Annotated in this window: 14 protein-coding genes; 8 read left to right on the forward strand and 6 right to left on the reverse strand. The window is 59.2% G+C overall.

Going from position 1 to position 19424, the window contains the following annotated elements:
* The first annotated feature begins 351 nt into the window (after nt 1-351).
* On the forward strand, nt 352-1581 hold the full coding sequence (gene rodA, locus AXK12_RS04795; protein WP_231863544.1) for a rod shape-determining protein RodA: 1230 nt from the start codon (nt 352-354) through the stop codon (nt 1579-1581).
* A gap of 101 nt (nt 1582-1682) precedes the next feature.
* Nucleotides 1683-3491: an Rne/Rng family ribonuclease gene (locus tag AXK12_RS04800; RefSeq protein WP_068711993.1), complete on the forward strand. Its 1809-nt coding sequence runs from the start codon at nt 1683-1685 to the stop codon at nt 3489-3491.
* Between the two features lie 119 nt (nt 3492-3610).
* On the opposite strand, the gene AXK12_RS04805 is transcribed toward AXK12_RS04800, so the two are convergent.
* The 4 genes from AXK12_RS04805 to AXK12_RS04820 all read right to left on the reverse strand — a co-directional run bounded on the left by AXK12_RS04805 (nt 3611) and on the right by AXK12_RS04820 (nt 7666).
* Entirely contained in the window at nt 3611-4111 is a 501-nt protein-coding gene (locus tag AXK12_RS04805; protein WP_068711995.1) for an adenylyltransferase/cytidyltransferase family protein, read from the reverse strand.
* Between the two features lie 524 nt (nt 4112-4635).
* Nucleotides 4636-5829 carry a molecular chaperone DnaJ gene (gene dnaJ / locus AXK12_RS04810; RefSeq protein ID WP_068711997.1) on the reverse strand — a complete coding sequence of 398 codons (1194 nt, stop codon included), beginning with the start codon at nt 5827-5829 and terminating at the stop codon, nt 4636-4638.
* A 9-nt stretch (nt 5830-5838) separates the two neighbouring features.
* Nucleotides 5839-6474, reverse strand: coding sequence for a nucleotide exchange factor GrpE (locus tag AXK12_RS04815; RefSeq protein ID WP_068712002.1), 636 nt, complete (start codon nt 6472-6474; stop codon nt 5839-5841).
* 229 nt (nt 6475-6703) lie between these two features.
* On the reverse strand, nt 6704-7666 hold the full coding sequence (locus AXK12_RS04820) for a type I phosphomannose isomerase catalytic subunit (RefSeq protein ID WP_068712003.1): 963 nt from the start codon (nt 7664-7666) through the stop codon (nt 6704-6706).
* 181 nt (nt 7667-7847) lie between these two features.
* On the opposite strand from AXK12_RS04820, the gene AXK12_RS04825 reads away from it, so the two are divergent.
* The 4 genes from AXK12_RS04825 to AXK12_RS09030 all read left to right on the forward strand — a co-directional run bounded on the left by AXK12_RS04825 (nt 7848) and on the right by AXK12_RS09030 (nt 15015).
* Complete coding sequence (locus AXK12_RS04825) at nt 7848-10451, forward strand: DNA translocase FtsK (protein WP_068712005.1); 2604 nt, start codon at nt 7848-7850, stop codon at nt 10449-10451.
* 106 nt (nt 10452-10557) lie between these two features.
* Complete coding sequence (locus AXK12_RS04830; protein ID WP_068712007.1) at nt 10558-11406, forward strand: helix-turn-helix domain-containing protein; 849 nt, start codon at nt 10558-10560, stop codon at nt 11404-11406.
* A 335-nt stretch (nt 11407-11741) separates the two neighbouring features.
* Nucleotides 11742-13268: a hypothetical protein gene (locus tag AXK12_RS09025; protein WP_156468878.1), complete on the forward strand. Its 1527-nt coding sequence runs from the start codon at nt 11742-11744 to the stop codon at nt 13266-13268.
* Between the two features lie 103 nt (nt 13269-13371).
* A complete protein-coding gene (locus AXK12_RS09030) occupies nt 13372-15015 on the forward strand; it encodes a hypothetical protein (protein WP_156468879.1) in 1644 nt (547 codons plus the stop codon).
* A gap of 36 nt (nt 15016-15051) precedes the next feature.
* On the opposite strand, the gene AXK12_RS04835 is transcribed toward AXK12_RS09030, so the two are convergent.
* Nucleotides 15052-15627: a nitroreductase family protein gene (locus AXK12_RS04835; RefSeq protein WP_068712009.1), complete on the reverse strand. Its 576-nt coding sequence runs from the start codon at nt 15625-15627 to the stop codon at nt 15052-15054.
* Between the two features lie 186 nt (nt 15628-15813).
* Nucleotides 15814-17211: an acetylxylan esterase gene (locus AXK12_RS04840; protein ID WP_082782658.1), complete on the reverse strand. Its 1398-nt coding sequence runs from the start codon at nt 17209-17211 to the stop codon at nt 15814-15816.
* A gap of 135 nt (nt 17212-17346) precedes the next feature.
* Between AXK12_RS04840 and AXK12_RS04845 the strand changes: the two genes are divergently transcribed.
* Together AXK12_RS04845 and hemA are read left to right on the forward strand one after the other, a co-directional pair.
* Nucleotides 17347-18195 carry a cytochrome C assembly family protein gene (locus AXK12_RS04845; RefSeq protein ID WP_231863545.1) on the forward strand — a complete coding sequence of 283 codons (849 nt, stop codon included), beginning with the start codon at nt 17347-17349 and terminating at the stop codon, nt 18193-18195.
* The gene (gene hemA / locus AXK12_RS04850) at nt 18192-19280 is read left to right on the forward strand and encodes a glutamyl-tRNA reductase (protein ID WP_068712013.1); all 1089 of its coding nucleotides are present in this window, start codon (nt 18192-18194) and stop codon (nt 19278-19280) included. The genes AXK12_RS04845 and hemA overlap by 4 nt, the downstream gene beginning before the upstream one ends.
* Nucleotides 19281-19424: the final 144 nt, after the last annotated feature.

Consider the following 19424-nt stretch of genomic DNA (forward strand, 5'->3'; position numbering starts at 1 on the left):
CCGTTCAATTTGGGATTTCGCCGCGCGCTGTAGCGCGAAAGCGAAATCCCAAATTTGAAAGCATTCCCCCTGTGCGTTGCACAGGGAGGGAAAAGTAGAGTGATAACCCGTTTGGGCGAAGTGGGGAAAATCACCAGTAAACTCCCGCTTCCAAGTTTGGGTTCCTTTCTACAGAGCCGCTTGCTTGCTGTGCGAATGCACAGCAAGCAAGCGGCTCTGTAAATGGGTGCAGCGACACGCTGCCGCACCACGCGCAGTGGAATAAAGTATCGCGCGAGCGTGAGCGGCGGTGGCAGCCTGCCGCCCGTCTTCACATCTCCGTCCGCCCTAGCCCATCCTCCTTCTATTTCTGTGAATCTCGTCGAGCGACTCGAAAGCCTCTTGCCTTTCCGCCCCCACACCCGGTCGCGGTGGGATTGGCTGAGTCCGCTCGCGTGCGCGGGGCTCGCGCTCATCGGCGTCTTCTTTATCTACAGTGCGCAGTTACCGGTACATGGGCGTAACTGGATTACGCAACTGGTGTGGCTGGCGATGGGCGGGGCGATTTATCTGGGTGTATCGCTGATTGATTACCGGTTTTGGCTGAGTGTCGCGCACTGGTTTTATGGGCTGGCGCTGGTGCCTCTGCTGTTGGTGCTCGTACCGGGCGTAGGCAGCGAGCGGTTTGGCGCGCAACGGTGGCTCGAAATAGGGCCTTTTACCTACCAACCCTCTGAAACAGCGAAGGTTGCGGTGCTCATCATGGCGGCGAGCTTACTCGTGCGCGAGCGGATCGGCACGGTGCGCGACTCGCTCGGGGTGTTGGGAAAATTGGCTCTTGCGGTGGGTTTGCCGCTCATCCTTATCCTGCTCCAGCCGGACTTAAAGTCGGCTATTGTGCTGCCCCCGATGGTCTTTGCGATGTTGTTCGTCTCCAAGCTCTCTGCCCGCTTTTTCGCGGGGGCTTTGGCGGCGTTTTTAGTCATCGTGGCTCTGGTGAGCTGGGACACATGGCGGTATGCGAGCTTTATGGAGGCACACGGCTACTCCTACTTACGCGACCGCGGGAAGTTTGAGGCGCAGACCTGGGTGCCGCTCCACGATTATCAGCGCAACCGGATCATCTCCTTCGTCGCCCCCGACAAAATCGACCCGATGGGCATCGGCTGGAACCAGCGCCAATCGCTCATCTCGGTCGGCAGCGGCGGGCTCACCGGCAAAGGCTGGACGCAGGGCACACAAGCGCAGCTCGGCTACTTGCCGCGCTCGGTCGCGCACAACGATTTTATCTTTTCGGTCATCGCCGAAGAGAAAGGTTTATTGGGAAGTTTTACGGTTCTGAGTCTGTTTGGACTGGTCTTGTTTAACGGCATCCGCATCGCCGGGCTCGCCCGCGACCGCCTCGGCACGCTGATCGCCGTAGGCGTCACCGTGCTCTTCACGGTGCACGTGTTTGTAAACATCGCTATGACCATCGGACTGGTGCCCATCACGGGCATACCGCTTCCCTTTATCAGTTACGGAGGCTCCTTCGTGCTCAGTTGCTGCCTGCTGCAAGGACTGGTCCAGAGCGTCTATCGATTCCGCAAAGACTTTGCTTAACACCCAAATGATCGCCTGCCCCGATATTGACCGCCCTGCCAGAATTTCCTGCGCCGCAACGCCCGACGCACCCCGGAGCTCCGCGCAAACGACACGGTATAATGAGCGTTCCTCCTCCTCCCTCCTCCTCCTCCAATCCTCCCACATCGGGCAAATCACCTAGCCAACAAAAGCACGCGGCACCCACCACCGCCGCTAAAGACCTGCGCGACTACGACGAAGAACTGGCCAACCCGCCGCCCATCGTCGATGCGCCGCACGTCTCCTCCGACGAGCTAAAAGCCGAAGCGGCCAAACGCGCCAAAGACCGCCCCTTCATCCAACGCGTGCTCTCCACCTTTAAAAAAGAGAAGCCGAGCTACCGCGAACTCATCATCAACGCCGAGCCGCTCGAGCGCCGCGTCGCGCTCCTCGTCGATGGTCGCCTCGAAAAATTCGAAATCGAGCGCGACTCCGACACCCGCATGGTCGGCGGCATCTACAAAGGCCGGATCAAAAACCTAGATCCCGGCCTAAAGGCCGCCTTCGTCGACATCGGCTACACGAAAAACGCGTTCCTGCACTACTGGGATATGCTCCCCGCCGCCGCCGACTCGTCGGTCGAAGTCGTCCGCGTAAACAAACGCAAAAACGCGCCCGCCCGCCCCGCCGCCGAACCCACCGTCAAAGACATCCCCCGCCTCTACCCGCCCGGCTCGGAAATCGTCATCCAAGTCACCAAAGGCCCCATCGGCACCAAAGGCCCGCGCACCACGACCAACCTCTCCATCCCCGGCCGCTACCTCATCCTCATGCCCTTTAGCGACGGCTGCGGCATCTCGCGCAAAATCGAAGATCCCGCCGAGCGCAAACGCCTCAAGCAAATGCTCAACGAGCTCACCATCCCCGAAGGCATGGGAGTGATCGTGCGCACCGCCGGCGAGGGCAAGAAGACGCGCTACTTCGTGCGCGACCTGCACCTCCTGCTCAAACAGTGGGAAAAGATTACCGCCAAGACCCAGACCGAGCGCTCCCCCGCCTCCCTCTACCAAGAGCCCGACCTGCTCGAACGCACCGTGCGCGACTTCCTCACCGAAGAAGTCGACCGCGTCCTCATCGACGACCCCACCGGCTTCGAGCGCACCCAAGACCTTGTTGGGCAAATCTCGAAACGCTCCCGCTCGAAAATCTCCCTCTACAACGATACCATCCCGATCTTCGAACGCTTCAACATCGAGCGCCAAATCGAGCAGACCTTTCAGCGCAAAGTCCCCCTGCCCTCCGGCGGCGAAATCATCATCGATGAGACCGAAGCCCTCATCTCAATCGACGTAAACACCGGCTCGCACAAAAACAGCGGCGGCGACGAGAAAAACACCATCTACGCCGTCAACCTCGAAGCCGCCGTCGAAGCCGCCCGCCAAATCCGCCTACGCAACCTCGGCGGCCTCATCATCATCGACTTCATCGACATGAAGGAGCGCCGCCACCGCAACGCCATCTACGAAAAGATGGTCAGCGGCATGGCCCTCGATAAAGCGAAGAGCCACATCCTGCCCATCTCCACGCTCGGCATCCTCCAGATGACCCGCCAGCGGCAGCAAGAGTCGCTCTCCTCGAACCTCTACAGCCCCTGCCCTTACTGCCGAGGGCGCGGCATCGTGAAAAGTGCCACGACCATGTCGGTCGAGCTCCAGCGCAAACTCTCCTCAGTCATCCGCCGCCTCACCGCGCGCGACGCCAAGAGCCAGCACTCGCTGCGAGTCCTCGTGCACCCAAGCATCCTCGAGCGCATCCGCAGCGAAGACGCCGACCTACTCATCCGCATGGAGACGCTCTACGGCGTGAAACTCGCCTTCCGCGCCGACCCCAACTACCACGTCGAAAACTACAAAATCCTCAACGCCACCACCGGCGAGGAGTATCGCTAAACAGCGCCCACCCCAAGACGACGGCACGACGCACGAACCTCATACCCGCCTCCCGGCCTCCCAGCGGGCTGCTCTCCCGAGCCGCCCGCTTTTTTTTGGGGTTTAAATAGTGAGACCTACTAAAGCGCGCCTCCTGATTCACGGATTTTCTGGATCAGCGCGGTCGTGCTAAAGCCCTCCCAAAATGGCAAAAACTGGATGTCTGCGCCACAGGCTTCCAGTGCGGCGCGCTCCTCGGGATTTAGCGTTTCGAGCGTGTAGTCCCCCGCCTTCGCGTAAACATCGGGCGCGAGGGCGCGAATCTCCGCAGTCAGTCGCTCGGTATTGAAAACCACAATACCGCTCACGCATTCCAATGCGCCGAGCGCATAAGCGCGCTCGGTTTCGCTTAAGATGGGACGAGTCGGGCCTTTAAGGGCCCGCACGCTCGCGTCGCTATTGATCGCGACAAAGAGCGCGTCGCCCAAGGCCCGCGCCGCCGCCAACGAGTAAAGGTGCCCCGGGTGCAGCAGATCGAAAACACCATTGGTCAAAACGAGCCGCCGCCCAGTCCTGCGAAGGGCAGCTCGCGCCTCAACCGCGTCTTCGAGCGTAAGGAGTTTCGGGTTTTCAGGCTGCATCCACACACAGCCCAAGCCGTCCAGCCCAAGTCCGCAATCCCCGTTAGGCCGCACTTTTACCTGCCGACCAAGACGAGCCGCCAACGAATGGCCGTGCGCCTCGCACCGGCTCGCCAAAATGGCTGCACTCACTGAGTGCCACTACGCGTGGAGCGGCAGCGTGTCGCTGCACCCATTCAATTTGGGGATTGGCCCCGTCGCTTCGCGACGAAACCAATCCCCAAATTTGAAGTCCCTTCCCTTGTCGCGTTGCGACAAGGGAGGGGGAAGGAAATGAGGAGAGCCCTCGGGCTTCCCGAGACGGGAAGAATCACGAATAAATCCACGTCCCAAACTTGGAGGCGGGAGTTTACTGGTGATTTTTCCCACCTCGCCCAAATGGGTTATCACTCTACGCTCCCTTTTACTACTCGCCCTGTCGCAACGCGACAGGGGAGAGTGCTTTCAAATTTGGGATTTCGCTTTCGCACGATAGCGCGATGCGAAATCCCAAATTAAATGGAAGCGGTCACTGACCGCCGCCCTCAAAAGAATTTTTTGGCTTTTTCGAAAAAGCTCTTTGAGGCGGGTTCGGTCGGGGCGTCGCCGCTAAGCGTTGCAAACTCTTCCAAGACCTTGCGCTGCTCGTTCGAAAGCGAAGTCGGCACTTCCACATGCACGCGCACGAGTTGGTCGCCTTGGCGGCGTCCGCGCAGCGAGGGCATGCCCTTTTCGCGCAGCCGAAAGGTCGTACCGCTCTGCGTGCCTGCGGGGATTTTCAGCGTGGCCTTGCCAAAGAGCGTCGGTGCCTCAATCGAGCCGCCGAGCGTCGCCAGTGTGAATTTTATCGGAATCTCGCAAAACAGATCGTCGCCGTGACGCTCGAACAGCTCGTGCTCTTTGACCGCAAGGACGATGTAGAGGTCGCCCGTTTGGCCGCCCTGCACGCCTGCCTCGCCGTTACCCGCCGAGCGCAGTCGCGAGCCCGTATCCACGCCCGCCGGGATGTTGACCTTGAGCTTCGTGGTCTGCTGCACGCGGCCTTCGCCGTGACACTTGGTGCAGGGCTTTTCGATTTTTTGCCCCGTGCCACCGCAGGTCGGGCACACTTGGGTAAAGGTAATAATCCCGCCCGAGCGGCGGACTTGGCCCGCGCCGCCGCAAGTCGGGCAGGTCACGGTTTTAGAGCCCGGCTCCGCACCACTGCCGCTGCAACGCTCGCAGCTCACGAGTCGCCGGTAGGAGATCTCCTTCTCCACGCCGCGCGCGGCCTCTTCGAGCGTGATCTCTAGGTCATAGCGCAGGTCGGCTCCGTCGCGGACCGCCGAAGCGCGCCCGCCACCACCGCCGCCAAACATCTCATCAAAAAATCCCCCGCCACCGGCTCCGCCCGCGCGCGAAAAGCCGCCAGCCTGCCGGCCAAAGACTTCCCTAAAAATATCAAAGGGATCATGAAAGCCGCCGCCACCGGCTCCGCCAAAGCCACCCGCGCCTGCGCCACCCATCCCGCCTTGAAACGCAGCATGGCCGTAACGGTCGTAGGCGGCGCGCTTATCGGCATCGCTGAGCACGTCGTAGGCTTCGGAGACTTTTTTAAACATCTCCTCCGCCTCTTTATTCCCCGGGTTTTTGTCCGGGTGGTATTGGACGGCTTTCTTACGGTAAGCCTTCTTTAACTCATCGGCAGTCGCGGTTTTGCCGACGCCGAGCAGCGCGTAGTAATCTTCCTTTGCAGCCATACGCGTGTGTTATTTCTCCCCCTCGGAATGGGTGGTGCTGGGCGCGCCACTCGACACGACGACTGACGCCGCGCGCAAGAGCCGCCCATTTAACGAATAGCCGACGCGGATGACTTGCAGCACGTCGCCCTCGGCCACCTCGGTGCTCGGAGCCTGCGAAAGGGCTTCGTGCTGATGCGCGTCAAAAGGCTGTCCCGCCGGGTTAATCTCCTTCAGCCCGTGCTGTTCGAGTGCAGTCTTAAGCTGCGTCTGCACCATCGCCACGCCCTCGCGCAGCGACTTGACGCTGGCGTTGGGCTGCTCGGCCGCAGCGAGCCCGAGCCCCAAATTATCGAGCACCGGCAGCAAATCCTCCAAGACCCGCGAGGCCGCGTATTGGCGCAGTTCGTCCTTCTCGCGGGCGACGCGCTTACGAAAGTTTTCGTGGTCGGCGACCGCCCGCAAATAACGGTCGTGAATCGCCGCCGCCTCGGCCTTGGCCGCAGCAATCGGGTCAGCGGAAGCCGCCGCGTGCTCGGTTTCATCGACAGGCGCAGCGGCAGCAGCGCTCGCCGCCTCCGCGTCCCCGGCGGCACTGCCGCTCGAGTCTGTGCTGGGTGGGGTGTGAGTAGTCTGCCTAAGGTCGTCAGGATTCGGTCTGCTCATAGTAAGCGGCCATTACATTCACGGCTTTCGCATTTCTTCAAGGCCCTCGCAGCGGGTTTTTTATTTGGCGACGCCCGCGGTGGCGCGCCGCCCCTTGGGGCGACCCATGATAGGCACAATAGTCCGCGAAAATCGCTCGGGCGCGGCGCAGACGAGAGAGCCCCTCGCACGCCTCACCCTGTCCGCGAGGCGGCCGCAGGCTGTTTTATTTTGCCCGCGGTGGCTCAGCTCACACGAAGTTTTCCGTTACGAGCACGATGCCGAACTCGCCCGCCTCCGCCTCAAAGCCCGCGCTGTAAGGCACGAGCGCGTGGTCGCCACGCACGAGCTCGCCGCCAAGACTGCCGCCCTCGTCCACGCGCAGCCGTCCGCTCACCACGCTCAAGATGCGCGGCTGTTCACCTGCTGCGAAGCTAAGCCGCTCACCCGGCCCGAGCACGAGCCGCCGAATCCGAAACTCGTCGCAGTCAGCAATCACTTCCGAAGTCGGCGCGGCACGCACGGGCGCGGGTTCGTAGTCGTCCCATTGGATGCATTTGAGCGACTCGTGGACGTGCAGTTCGCGCGGCCGCCCATCGAGCCCCACACGCCCCCAGTCGCAGACCCGATACGTCGAGTCCGAGTTTTGTTGAATTTCCAAAATCAGATTCCCGGGGCCAATCGCATGCACCTGCCCGCTGTGCACGAGTATCGAGTCGCCCTCCGCCACGCGAAACGTGTGCACGCAGTCCTCAACGCGCTGCTCGATAATCGCCCGCTCAAAGCCCTCGCGCGTGACGCCTTTTTTTAGCCCCACGGTCAACTCCGCGCCGCCCTCTGCCGTGTCGGCGATATACCAATTCTCCGTCTTCGGCTCGCCGCCCAACTCGCGCGCCTGCTCCGCAGGCGGATGCACTTGCAGGCTCAACCGCTCGCGACAATCCAGCCACTTTACCAAAATCGGGAAGGCCCGATCGCTCGGCCACTGCGGCCCGAGCAACTCAGCGGCCTGCGTTTTTACCAGCTCGCCCAGAGTGCGCCCTGCCTGCGGCCCACTCGCGACGACCGACTGCGCCTCAGGCCGGTCAACGATCTCCCAACTCTCGCCAATCACCTCGCCCGCCGGGAGCTGCCGGCCAAACGCGGTCTCAATCGCCCGCCCGCCCCAGACGCGCTGTTGGTACACGGGGTGAAAACGCAGGATGTCCTTCATAAAAAAAGACGCAGCACTACCCTAGAAAGGGCGCAGCAGGCAAGCCTGCGCATGCGGCCCACGTGCGCCGACAGGCCTAAGGCCAGGCTCGCTTGGCCTCGCTTAACGAGTGGAAGACCGTTGACCCTCCGAAACGATGGCCTCCAGTTTCGACGCTTTTCGCCGAAGGGCCCACGCACAAATGTCCAAGCCGCCGATTCCCAACTCAACCCGCGCCCGCAGCGCCGCCGCCAGCTCCGCCTCACCCGCCTTTACGCAAACCCCACGTTACCGGCCAAATTGGATCGCAGCGGCGACCTGCTTCGTCGCGGGCCTGTGGCTTCTCGTCGCCCTCCTCGACTACGCGCCCGCGCAAAGCAGCTGCGCCACCACCGACCCCATCGGCGCAAACCTCGCGGGCCGCTGGGGCGCAAACACCACCTGGGTGCTCCTCTACACGCTCGGCGCGAGCACTTGGCTCGTCCCGCTCTTCCTGCTCTGGATGCTCTACGTGTCACTGCGCAACGCCCGCCACCTCGCCGCCACACGCCTCACTGCGATCGCCCTGTGCCTGCTCTCGCTCTCGGGCCTCGCCGCCATGCTCCAGTCCATCTCGCCCAGCGACTACTTCCCCGAAGGCCCCGGCGGCTGGGTCGGCGCACTGCTCTACACGCGTGCGCTCCACGGCACGCTCGGCCCCTTCGGCGCCGCCCTGCTCCTCGGCACGCTCTACCTCGGCGGCCTCCTCTTCATCTTCACCAAAGACGTCGGAGCCGAGATAAACCGCTACCTCGCCGCTTTCCAAATCTGGCGCGAAACTGCCGCGCTGCGCCGCGCCGAACGAGCCGAAGCCCGCCGCCTCCTAAAAGAAGACCGCGCCAAGGAAAAAGCCGCTGCGGCCGAGGCCAAAGCCGAACTCAAAGCGCAAATCGCCGCGCTAAAAAAAGGCAGCACCAAGCCCAAAGCCGCGGCCTCGTCCGCGATTGATTCGGACGAAGCCGACAGCGAGCAAAAAGCCAGAATCGCCGACCAAGTCAGTGCCGCCGTCGCCGCCGCGACCAAGACCTCCTCCGCTCCGGAGACGAAAGGTAACGACGCCCCACCCGCGCTGGCGCGTGGTAAAAAATCAGCCCTTGAAAACGGCGCAGCCGCAAGCTCAGCGACAAACCTCGATCTAAAAATCGTCCAAGCCGAGGAGATCAAAAAAGTCCCCGTCTCCATCCCCCAAAGTGACGACGCCGACTACCGCTTCCCCGATATCGCGCTACTCAGCGAGCAAGTCACCGACACCCCCGGCAACAGCCGCGAAGAACACCAACAAAACGCCGAAAACCTACTACGTATTCTGGGCGATTTTGGCGTAACCGTGCGCCTCGGCGAAATCCACGTCGGCCCCGTTATCACGCGCTACGAAGTCGAGCCGGGAACCGGCGTCCGCGTCGAAAAAATCGCTGGCCTCGACAAAAACATCGCACTCGGCATGCGCGCCCAATCCGTGCGCATCCTCGCGCCCATCCCCGGCAAAGCCGCCGTCGGCGTCGAAGTGCCCAATAAGCACGCCACGCCCGTCGGCATTCGCGAAATCATCGAGAGCGAAGACTGGGCACGCGTGAAAGCCGAGCTGCCCATCGCGCTCGGCAAAGACGTCTCCGGCAAGCCACTCATCTCCGACCTCACCAAGATGCCCCACCTCCTAATCGCCGGCGCGACCGGCTCGGGAAAATCCGTGTGCATCAACGCCATCGTCGCCTCCATCCTCTACTCGAAAAGCCCGCGCGACGTGCGGCTCCTCATGGTCGACCCCAAAGTCGTGGAGCTCAAAATCTTCAACACGCTCCCACACATGCTCATCCCCGTCGTCACCGAGCCCAAGAAAGTGCCCGCCGCACTCAAGTGGCTCTTGGGCGAGATGGAGCAACGCTACCAACTCTTCGCCAAGTGCAACGTGCGAAACATCCTCGGCTTTAATAACCGCAAAAAAGACGCCCCGCTCGACCCCGTCGAAGCCGCCGCCCGCGCACAAATGGAAGCGATTCAAAACGGCAACGGAGCAGACGAAGCTGCCGAGATAAGCGTCCCCCGCGAGCCCTCCGCTGAAGAACAAAACCGCGAAGAGTTGCCAGAAAAACTCCCCTACATCGTCGCGATCGTCGACGAATTGGCCGACCTCATGATGGTCGCCCCTGCCGAGATTGAGACCTCGATCGCCCGCCTCGCACAGCTCGCGCGCGCAGCAGGCATCCACCTCATCATCGCCACGCAGCGGCCCTCGGTAAACGTCATCACCGGCGTCATCAAAGCCAACCTGCCCTCGCGCATCGCCTTCCAAGTCGCCTCGCAAGTCGACTCACGCACCATCCTCGACACCAAGGGAGCGGACAACCTCATCGGTCGCGGCGACATGCTCTTCTCGCCGCCCGGCTCCTCGCGCCTCGTCCGCGCCCAAGGCGCCTTCGTCTCCGACGACGAAGTGATCGCCATTGTCGACGCCCTCAAGGTCAACGGGCCACCGCGCTACGCGACCTCCGTGCAGCAACAAATCGACCGCGCCGCCAGCGATGGCGACGACGACGGCGAGAGCGATTACGGCGACCTCGGCGAAGACTCCGAACTCTTTGCCCAAGCACTCGACGTCCTGCGATCCACCAAACGCGCCTCCACCTCCATGATTCAGCGGCGCCTGCGCATCGGCTACAACCGCGCCGCCCGCATCATGGACCTCATGGAAGACAAAGGCATCATCGGCCCCGAAAACGGCTCCTCTCCGCGCGACATCCTGGTCGATTTGGATTCATATGAGGGCTGAAAACGCTTCACCGCCGGGCCGCAAACGAGCAGCCCGCAAAATAATAGGGGCTGAGGCCCCTTCTGCGCTTCCCCTCTCTCAGTAAACACCCTAGCTCACTCTCCTCATGCAGACCATTGGTGAACGACTCGAAGAAGCCCGCAAAAATAAAGGCATCTCCATCCGCGACGCTGCCGAAGCCACCAAGATTCGCAGCGACTACCTCCACAAATTCGAGAGCAACCAGTTCGACATCGGCCTAGCCGAGATTTACCGACGCGGCTTCCTGCGCACTTACGCGCTCTACCTGCAACTCCCCGCCGAGAAAATTTTAAGCGATTACACCGCGCTCGCCCGCACCCAAGGCACGAGTAACAATAATGGCCGCGGCAACCGCTCGCTCAGCCGCGAAGTCTTCGTGCGGATGGACCTTTCCTCCTCTACGACCGGGGAAGACGCCACCACCGCCCCCCCGCACCCCGCGGCGGGAGACGGCGCATCAACGAATGCGCCGCCAAGTAAACGAGCCGAAGCCTCTCGCAGCGGCACAAACCTTCCGAAGCTTCCCGCAATCCCCCCGCAGTGGATTTTTCGCGGCGGCATCGCGCTCGGCTCGCTCGTCGCCCTGCTCCTCCTCTACTGGGTAGGTAGCGCACTCTTTGGCTCGGGCAAAAGTGAAGGCCAAAGCACGGGCACCGGTGCTGGAACGCCGACCTTGGGCGCGGTAGCCGATACGACTTTTTCGCTCATCGCGACCAACACCGTTCGCGTAAAAGTCACCCGCCGAAACGCCGATGACTCGGCGGGCGAAGTCCTCCTCGACGACATCACTCTCAATCGCGGCGACCGGCGCACGCTCAGCGCCCCCGGCCCCGTCTACATCTGGGCCTCCGAAGGCGGGAACCTGAAAATCGAAAAGGCGGGCCGCGAATACCCGATGCCCTTCAGCGGCTACAACCGCGCCAAACTCAACTAAAGGGGCACAGACCTCATTATTTTTGAGGGCTGCGCGGTAGCCCTGCGTCACTTCGGCTAATCATGGCGATACATCATAGCTCGTTTTCCTTTCGGGCTGCTTGTTGCCGGCCCGTATAGATCGGCCACGCCGGTTTCCGGTTGCGGCCCGCGCCTCGCTTAAGGTTGAAATCGCTATTCCAACGATCATCACACCCTCAGTACCCGATGCTTCCTAGTCCCCGATAAATGCAAACAAAAATACCTGCCAACACTAGTGGGAGATTCCCTTTAAGAGCCATCTTTCTCGCGTCGCTATTTCCTGCACTCCTCGGGCTATGCTGCGGGCTATTTATTATGCCGCCATATATAGATCATGATACCGAGGTTGGCTTGACGGCTTGGGGTAATTATAAGAACGGCGGCACTTGGAACACTGTGGTAAGAGCCGATCCTGAAAATATCGCAAACAGTATCGAACAAAGTCTCACTTGGTGGCCTCCTGGACAATACCTACCATTGGGACTTTTATACTCTGCGGGACTATCGGTCGGCATGGCCGCGATAGCTATAGCTTTTCTTTCTACCCTCTCACTGGGGGCCGGTGGCGCATTGTTAGTAAAAGAACTTAGTCAGGAGAGCGATATATGTATCCTGCCTTGGGTTTCCGCTGCGCTTGCCTCCTCCCATTATGCACTGATAAACTTCCATCACTTTTGGGGAGGGGAAACTGGGCTAATGGCCGTGCTCCCTTGGATAGTTCTTGCTGCTTATAAATTACGGCATCGCACTCTCGCTTTAATCCTATTCCTCCCCCCGCTTTTTCTGCTAGGATCCTTTATCAAACACGCCTTTGCAATTCACTCTTTTTGTATACTCGCATTTCTTTGGCTAGAAAAGAGCAGAGAGGAATTAAGCCTCTCAGATAAAAAAATAACAACCCTCAAAAAGACTCTAAAAATAGTAGCCCCTCTATTCGCAGTAGGATTGCTCTATCTCGGTCTCAGGCACTATTTTATCGAGACGACAGTTACTCCGCTGCGTTTAGGTGAGCCCTTATTTGGCTTCACCACCTATCTGGGGTATAGTGCATGGGCCCCACTTATGGCCCCGTGGGGAATCGGCTCACTCGCAGACAGATTCGCTCCACGCCTTTTTGAACTTAACGGGACTAGGATATGGGAACATATAGGACTGGCTCTATCTATTCTCTCGCCCTTGGCGATCGGATTTTACACTTGGCTCTCATTTCGAAAAAGTCCGCTAATTTCGCTAACGGGATTAGCTGCTTTACTCACAGCTCTAATCCATCTTTATATCTATCACTCGGGAGGAGTAATTGAGCTTCGAGATAGGTATTATCAATTCCCAGCATTCCTATTTTTAGCAGTCGTTGCCACCTACATATATCAAATTGGCTGGAAAATGCGCACGGCTAGACTTCTCCTTGGGTTATGTATTTTAATCGGGTCAGTAAATGTCGTCAAATCAGGATTTGCTTCAAAAAGATGGATTCCTATTAATTATAGGATGGGCGTAGCAAGCTTTGTTCCCGACTCAGTCATTGAAGATATTCATACCCTATTAAGCGAAGCACCAGATTCTGTTTTGGTTATTCCGCATCCATCCCTAGATGTTAATTTATCTTTATACCCGCTGTCTTCAACTCGTATCCTAGCTACCTATGGCGAAAGCAGAGAGTTACCTATGCCGAAATCACTTCATGGGCGCTCCCCTCTAATTGTGATTGCCTCCCCTAAAAGGGACATTCTAGGGGCAAAATCCGCGGCATCACGCTTCGCAGACTACTCTGCAGATGAGTGGGAAAGTCATGAGTCAGGAGGCTGGCTTTTTCTAAAAACAAAACAGCCGCTGACTCACTAAATAGCCCAAGCGCGACTACTGCTCCCGCTACTCGCCTCAGTGCCAGATACTGCGCTCGGCGAGCGGGACACCCTCAGTAACCGATGCTTCCTAGTCCCGATAAATGCAAACAAAAACACCTGCCAACACTAGTGGGAGACTTCCTTTAAGAGCCATCTTTCTCGCGTCGCTATTTCCTGCACTCCTCGGGCTATGCTGCGGGTTATTTATTATACCGCCATATATAGATTTTGATACCGATGTTGGCTTAACGGCTTGGGGTAATTATAAGAACGGCGGCACTTGGAACACTGTAGTAAGAGCCGATCCTGAAAATATCGCAAACAGTATCGAAGAAAGTCTCACTTGGTGGCCTCCTGGGCAATACCTACCACTGGGACTTTTGCACTCTGCGGGACTATCGGTCGGCATGGCCGCGATAACCGTAACTTTTCTTTCTACCCTCTCACTGGGGATAGGGGGAGCATTATTAGTAAAAGAACTTAGCCGGGGGGGGAGGGGGGGGGATATACGTACCCTGCCTTGGGTTTCCGCTGCGTTTACCTCCTCTCATTATGCACTGATAAACTTCCATCACTTTTGGGGAGGGGAAACTGGGCTAATGGCCGTGCTCCCTTGGATAGTTCTTGCTGCTTATAAACTACGGCATCGCACTCTCTCTTTAATTCTATGCCTCCCCCCTCTTTTTTTGCTAGGATCCTTTATCAAACACGCCTTTGCAATTCACTCGATCTGCATAATCACATTTCTTTGGCTAGAAAAGAGCAGAGAAGAATTAAGCCTCTCAGATAAAAAAATAACAACCCTTAAAAAGACTCTAAAAATAGTAGCCCCTCTATTCGCAGTAGGATTGATCTATCTCGGTCTCAGGCACTACTTTATCGAGACGACAGTTACTCCGCTGCGTTTAGGTGAGCCCTTATTTAGCGTCACAGCCTATCTGGGGTATACTGCATGGGCCCCACTTATGGCCCCGTGGGGAATCGCTTCACTCGCGGACGGATTCGCCCCACTTCTTTTTGAACTTAACGGGATTAGGATATGGGAACATATAGGACCGGTTCTATCTATTCTCTCGCCCTTGGCGATCGGATTTTACACTTGGCTCTCAGTTAGGAAAAGTCCGCTACTTTCCCTAACGGGCGTAGCTGCTTTACTCACAGCCCTAATCCATTTCTATATCTATCACTCGGGAGGAGTGATTGAGCTTCGGGATAGGTATTATCAATTCCCAGCGTTCCTATTTTTAGCAGTCGCTGCCACCTATATATATCAAAGTGGCTGGAAAATGCGCACGGCTAGACTCCTCCTTGGAGTAAGTATTTTAATCGGGTCAGCAAATGTCGTCCTAACAGGGCGTACTGCAAGAAAATGGATTCCTATTAATCATAAGATGGGCGTCGCAAGCTTCGTCCCCGACTCAGTAGTTGAAGATATTCATGCCCTATTAAGTGAAGTAACTGATTCTGTCTTGGTTATTCCGTATCCATCCCTAGATGCTTATTTATCTTTATACCCGCTGCATTCAACTCGCATCCTAACTAACTATGGAGAGGAAAGAGCGTTGAGTTTGCCAAAATCATTTAATGGGCGCTCCCCTCTAGTTGTGATTGCCTTCCCTAAAAGGGAAATTCTAGCGGCAAAAGAATTTGCATCACGCTTCGTCGACTACTCTGCAGATGAGTGGGAAAGCCATGAGTCAGGGAGCATGTTTTTTCTAAAAACAAAACAGCCGCTGACTCATTAAATATATCAAGCGCAACTACTACTCCCGCTACTCGCCTCAGTGCCAGATAATGCGCTCGGCGAGCGGGACACGCGTTGAGCTGAGTTTCTCGCGGGCTCCGTCTTTCGGCCAACCCAAATAAATAATCCCGAGTGAGCGATGCAGCTCCGGCTCCGCCCCGAGCCAATGGACAAACTCGGGCCTCGTAGTCGTCGGCGTCGTGCTCCAAAACGCACCTAGGCCCTGCGTGTGCGCGCTCAGCATCAAGTTCTGCGCTGCACAACACACCGCCGCGACCTCTTCCCATTCGGGGATGCGTGACTTAGCGGGCACATGCACGAGCAGCGCGACTGCCGCCGCAGAGCCCGCCGGATACTGGGCCAACTTATTCAAAGTGCCCTCGTCTTGCTGTTCAGCAGGCACGGAAGCGCAAAAGACCGCTTGGAGTCCTTCGCTCAAGTCCAGCAATTTGCGCCGACCGTGAAACACATGAAAGCGCCACGGCTGCGTAAGCCCATGCGTCGGTGCCCAGTGCGCGTCCTCCAAAATCGTGTCTAGGAGCGCAAGCGGCACCTCGCGCGAAGCATCCATGAAAGCGGGCTTAATCGTCCGGCGAGTTTTAAAGAGCGACATGGGCAAAGGGCCTAGCCAGAATCCCTGATTTCACAATCCCCAGAGCGCTTTATTAGAAAGCGCAAAAATAGACGATTCCGCCAAAACGGAATGTTATTGGGAAATCCGCTGCCGCCCTAGGGTCTTTTCCCGTTTCAAACGCGAGCAGGCCCTAGCTCCTCCCGCCTTAATCCGCAGGAAGAGCGATCAAAGATCGCCCAATCCGAGTTGAGCGGCAATCCACGCCATCTCGACCGCGAGCTGTTCGGGGATCGGCAATACATGGCCTGTTTCCAACGCGAGCAGGAGTTGCTTGGGTGCGGTGATCACGTTGTAGGCCGCATACATCGAAGTCGGTGGGCAGATTTCGTCGTTGTAGCCCCAAGCGTAGTGACCGGGAACCTTCAGGCGGCGCGCGAAGTTGACGACGTCGTAGTAGCTCGTCGTGCGCAGTTTGGGGCCGGTCGCGTGAAGCGAGGGCGAGCCGTCTTCGTTGGCCCGCATCATGTGCGGCCAGCCGCCGGCGCGGCCATGCAAGTAGCCTGTCACATCGCAGTAGGCCGGGTAGTAGGCTGAGAGCGCAGTGACTCGCGGGTCGAGGGCCGCAGTTACGATTGAGAGCTGACCGCCTTGGCTACCGCCCATGACGAGTAGGTTTTTCCCGTCAAACTCTGGCAGCGAGACGAGATAGTCGTTGGCACGCACGCAGCCGAGGTAGACGCGGCGGTAGTAGTAGTTCTCACGACTATCGAGCTGGATTAGCGGATACCCGCCACTGCCCCAGTCGAGTGCTCCAGCGCCGAGTTGGTCATACACTTCGTTCGACAGGTTTACTGGAATCCCGTGAATCCCGATCTCCAAGGTAATCACGCCGCGCGCGGCGAGTTCTATGGCACCACCATAGGGCCGAATACCGGCCCCCGGAACCTGTAAGACCGCAGGGAAAGGGCCATCCCCTTTTGGCACACAGAGGATGCCGTAGATTCGCGAGTTGCGTCCGCCCGCATCGCGTAAACTGACTTGGTACACGTCAACCGTCGATGTGCAGCGTTCGGGGAGTAGGGTGCGCCGCGCCTCCATCGGCACTTTCGCTAGCTCTGCTTTGGCGGCAGCCCAAAACGCATCAAAGTCCTCCGGCTCAGTCTGGGTCGGCAGGATCTCGCCCGGAGAAAGCCCCGCCGTGCCCACCGCACGATAGGAGCGCCCACCGACATCAAGCGTCACCACGCAGCGGATGAAGCCAGGCTCGTTGAGCGTGCCGCCCTCGATAAGGAGCGGCTCAGCGTTTGTGGGAGTCGTCGCCGACTTTTCCTCGGCGGGCAGCATTTCGGGGCCGACTTGGTAGCGGATCGTTACGCCAGCGAGTGGCTGCGCATCCGCAGTCACATTCACGCGAAACTTCACCTGCTCGCCGACGCGGTAAGTCCACCCCGCACGCTCGGGTGCGACCTCTACACGGATGGCCGCCACCCGAGCGTAAGCCTGCAAGCCCGCGCTAGGTTTCGGAAGCGGATACCCGGATTGGCCGAGCAGGGCGGGCGACAAGCCGAGCCAAAGCGCAGCCAGCAGGCCACGCGAAAACAGAGGGGAGACGAACGCTTTCATAAGGGAGGGGAGGAACCGTTGTGGGTGTGGGGAAAACTGATCGGAAGCAGCACTCAAGGAAAAGGGTGCCTCCGCGTCAAAGACCGTTGCCAGAGAGAATCCCGCCCAGCAAGACTCGCTCGCATGTGGGCGCATATGAGTGACCGCGAGTGGCTGTGGATCGCAGGCGAGCTTTACCTCGTCGGCTTCCTGCTGGGCACTTGGTCGCTGTGGCGTGGGGGCCGCCCATCCACCGTCCTCATCCATTGCCTGATCGCGGGGGGCTATGTCTTGCAACTCGTCGGGCTCTACTTGCGCGGCGTCGCGGTGGGCGGTTGCCCACTGGGAAACACCTTCGAGCTTTTCCAGTTTACCGCGTGGTCAGCGACGACCTTCTACCTCATTACGGGAGTGAGCTTTCGCTCAAGTATCCTCGGCTACTTCACCGCCTGCCTCGCAGCGGTGTTAACGCTGAGCTCGCTGGCGATTCCCACTTGGGACGCGGTGCGCCGCGCAAACCTATTTGGCGGCAACCCGTGGATTGAGTTTCACGCCGCACTCGCGCTCTTCAGCTACGGCGCCTTCGCCCTGCTGACCTTGACCGCGTTCATGCTCTTGCTGCGCGACCACTCGCTCAAACACAAGCACCTCGGCGGTTGGTTTTCCTTTCTGCCCCCCCTGACCGATCTCGACCAAATCAGCACGCGGCTACTCGCAGTCGGCACTGCCCTCATGACTGCCTCGCTCGCAGTCGGCGCAGTTTACTGGGTGAGTGCGCCCCATACGGTCAATCTCGCTAAGCTAATGATGACCGTCGGTGTCTGGGCCGCCTATTGCGTCACTTCTTTATTACGTGCCAAGGGGTTGCTGGTCTCGCGCCGCTTTGCTTGGGCGTGCATTGTGGTATTCGTTATCGCGCTACTCTCACTCGGCCCAGTCGACTCCAGTCGGCACGCGCTCCCACCCAAACCACAGGGGCCAACAACCGAAGCTTCTGCGCGATGACTCTGGTGGCAACGCCCCCGCAGCCTTCTTTGGCCGCAACAGTGCAGCAAACGCTCTTCGTCCTAGGAGCGACGCATCACCGCACCCCCATCCAAGTGCGAGAAAAACTCTCGCTGGATCCCGGCGCGCTCGCCGCGCTGCACGAAACGCTCAGTACGATTGAGGGGCTCGACGAGTTCACCATGCTCAGCACCTGCAACCGCACCGAGTTTTACGGCGTGGCCTCGAGTGCCGACACAGTGCCCCGACTGCGACGCGCATTTTGTGAGCGGCAAAACTTTTCCGAAACCGAATTCACCCGCTACGCGCTCCAGCTAGAAGGGCCGCGCGCACTACAACACCTCTTTGAAGTCGCCTCGGGACTCGACTCACAACTCGTCGGCGAAACCGAGATTTTTGGGCAACTCAAAGACGCCTACGCGGCCGCTCACGCCCGCCGCAGCACGGGCCCCATCCTCAACCGCGTTTTTCAAAAAGCCTTTCAAGCCGCCAAACACGTCCGCACGCACACCGCGATTACTGAAGGGCAAGTGAGCGTCGCCAATGTCGCCGTCGAGCTGGCACGCGACATCTTTGGGCAGCTCAATCGCACCCGAGTGCTCCTACTCGGTGCGGGCGAAATCGGCGAGAAAACCGCCAAGGCCTTCCAAAGCCGCGGCGTCACCTCCCTCTCCGTATCCAGTCGGCGACTTGGGCGCGCGATGGAGCTCGCCAGCGAACTGCGAGCCTTCGCGCTGCCCTTCTGGCTCGCCCCAGCTAAACTCCCCGAGTTCGACATCGTAGTCTGCGCCACTGCCGCCCCTTCCACCGTGGTCGCCACTGCCGCCGTGGCCGCCGCCATGCATCGCCGCGCCGCTCAGCCCCTTTTTTTAATCGACCTCGCACTCCCCCGAGATGTGGAGCCGCCCGTAGCCGACCTGCCCAACGTCTACCTTTATAACCTCGACGACCTCGCCACTATCGCCGAGGCAAACCGCCACTCCCGCGAAGCCGAGGTCGCCAAATGCCGCGAACTGCTGCGCAACCGCAGCGAAACGCTCTGGAGTCACCTGCGCCCGCGACTTGAGAGCCGATCCGCCGCCTAGGACTGACTAAGTCCTAGGGTCTGTTCCCGTTTCAAACGCGAGCCGCGCCGGAGCCAGATTTTGTGCGCAACGCGGCGCTCGCTTGAAACCGGAACAGACCGGCTAGCAGCCGGCGAGCTTCGTAGAAGCGAGTAAAGTCGGCCC

The sequence above is a fragment of the Cephaloticoccus capnophilus genome (assembly GCF_001580045.1).
GTDB classification, from domain to species: Bacteria; Verrucomicrobiota; Verrucomicrobiia; order Opitutales; family Opitutaceae; genus Cephaloticoccus; species Cephaloticoccus capnophilus.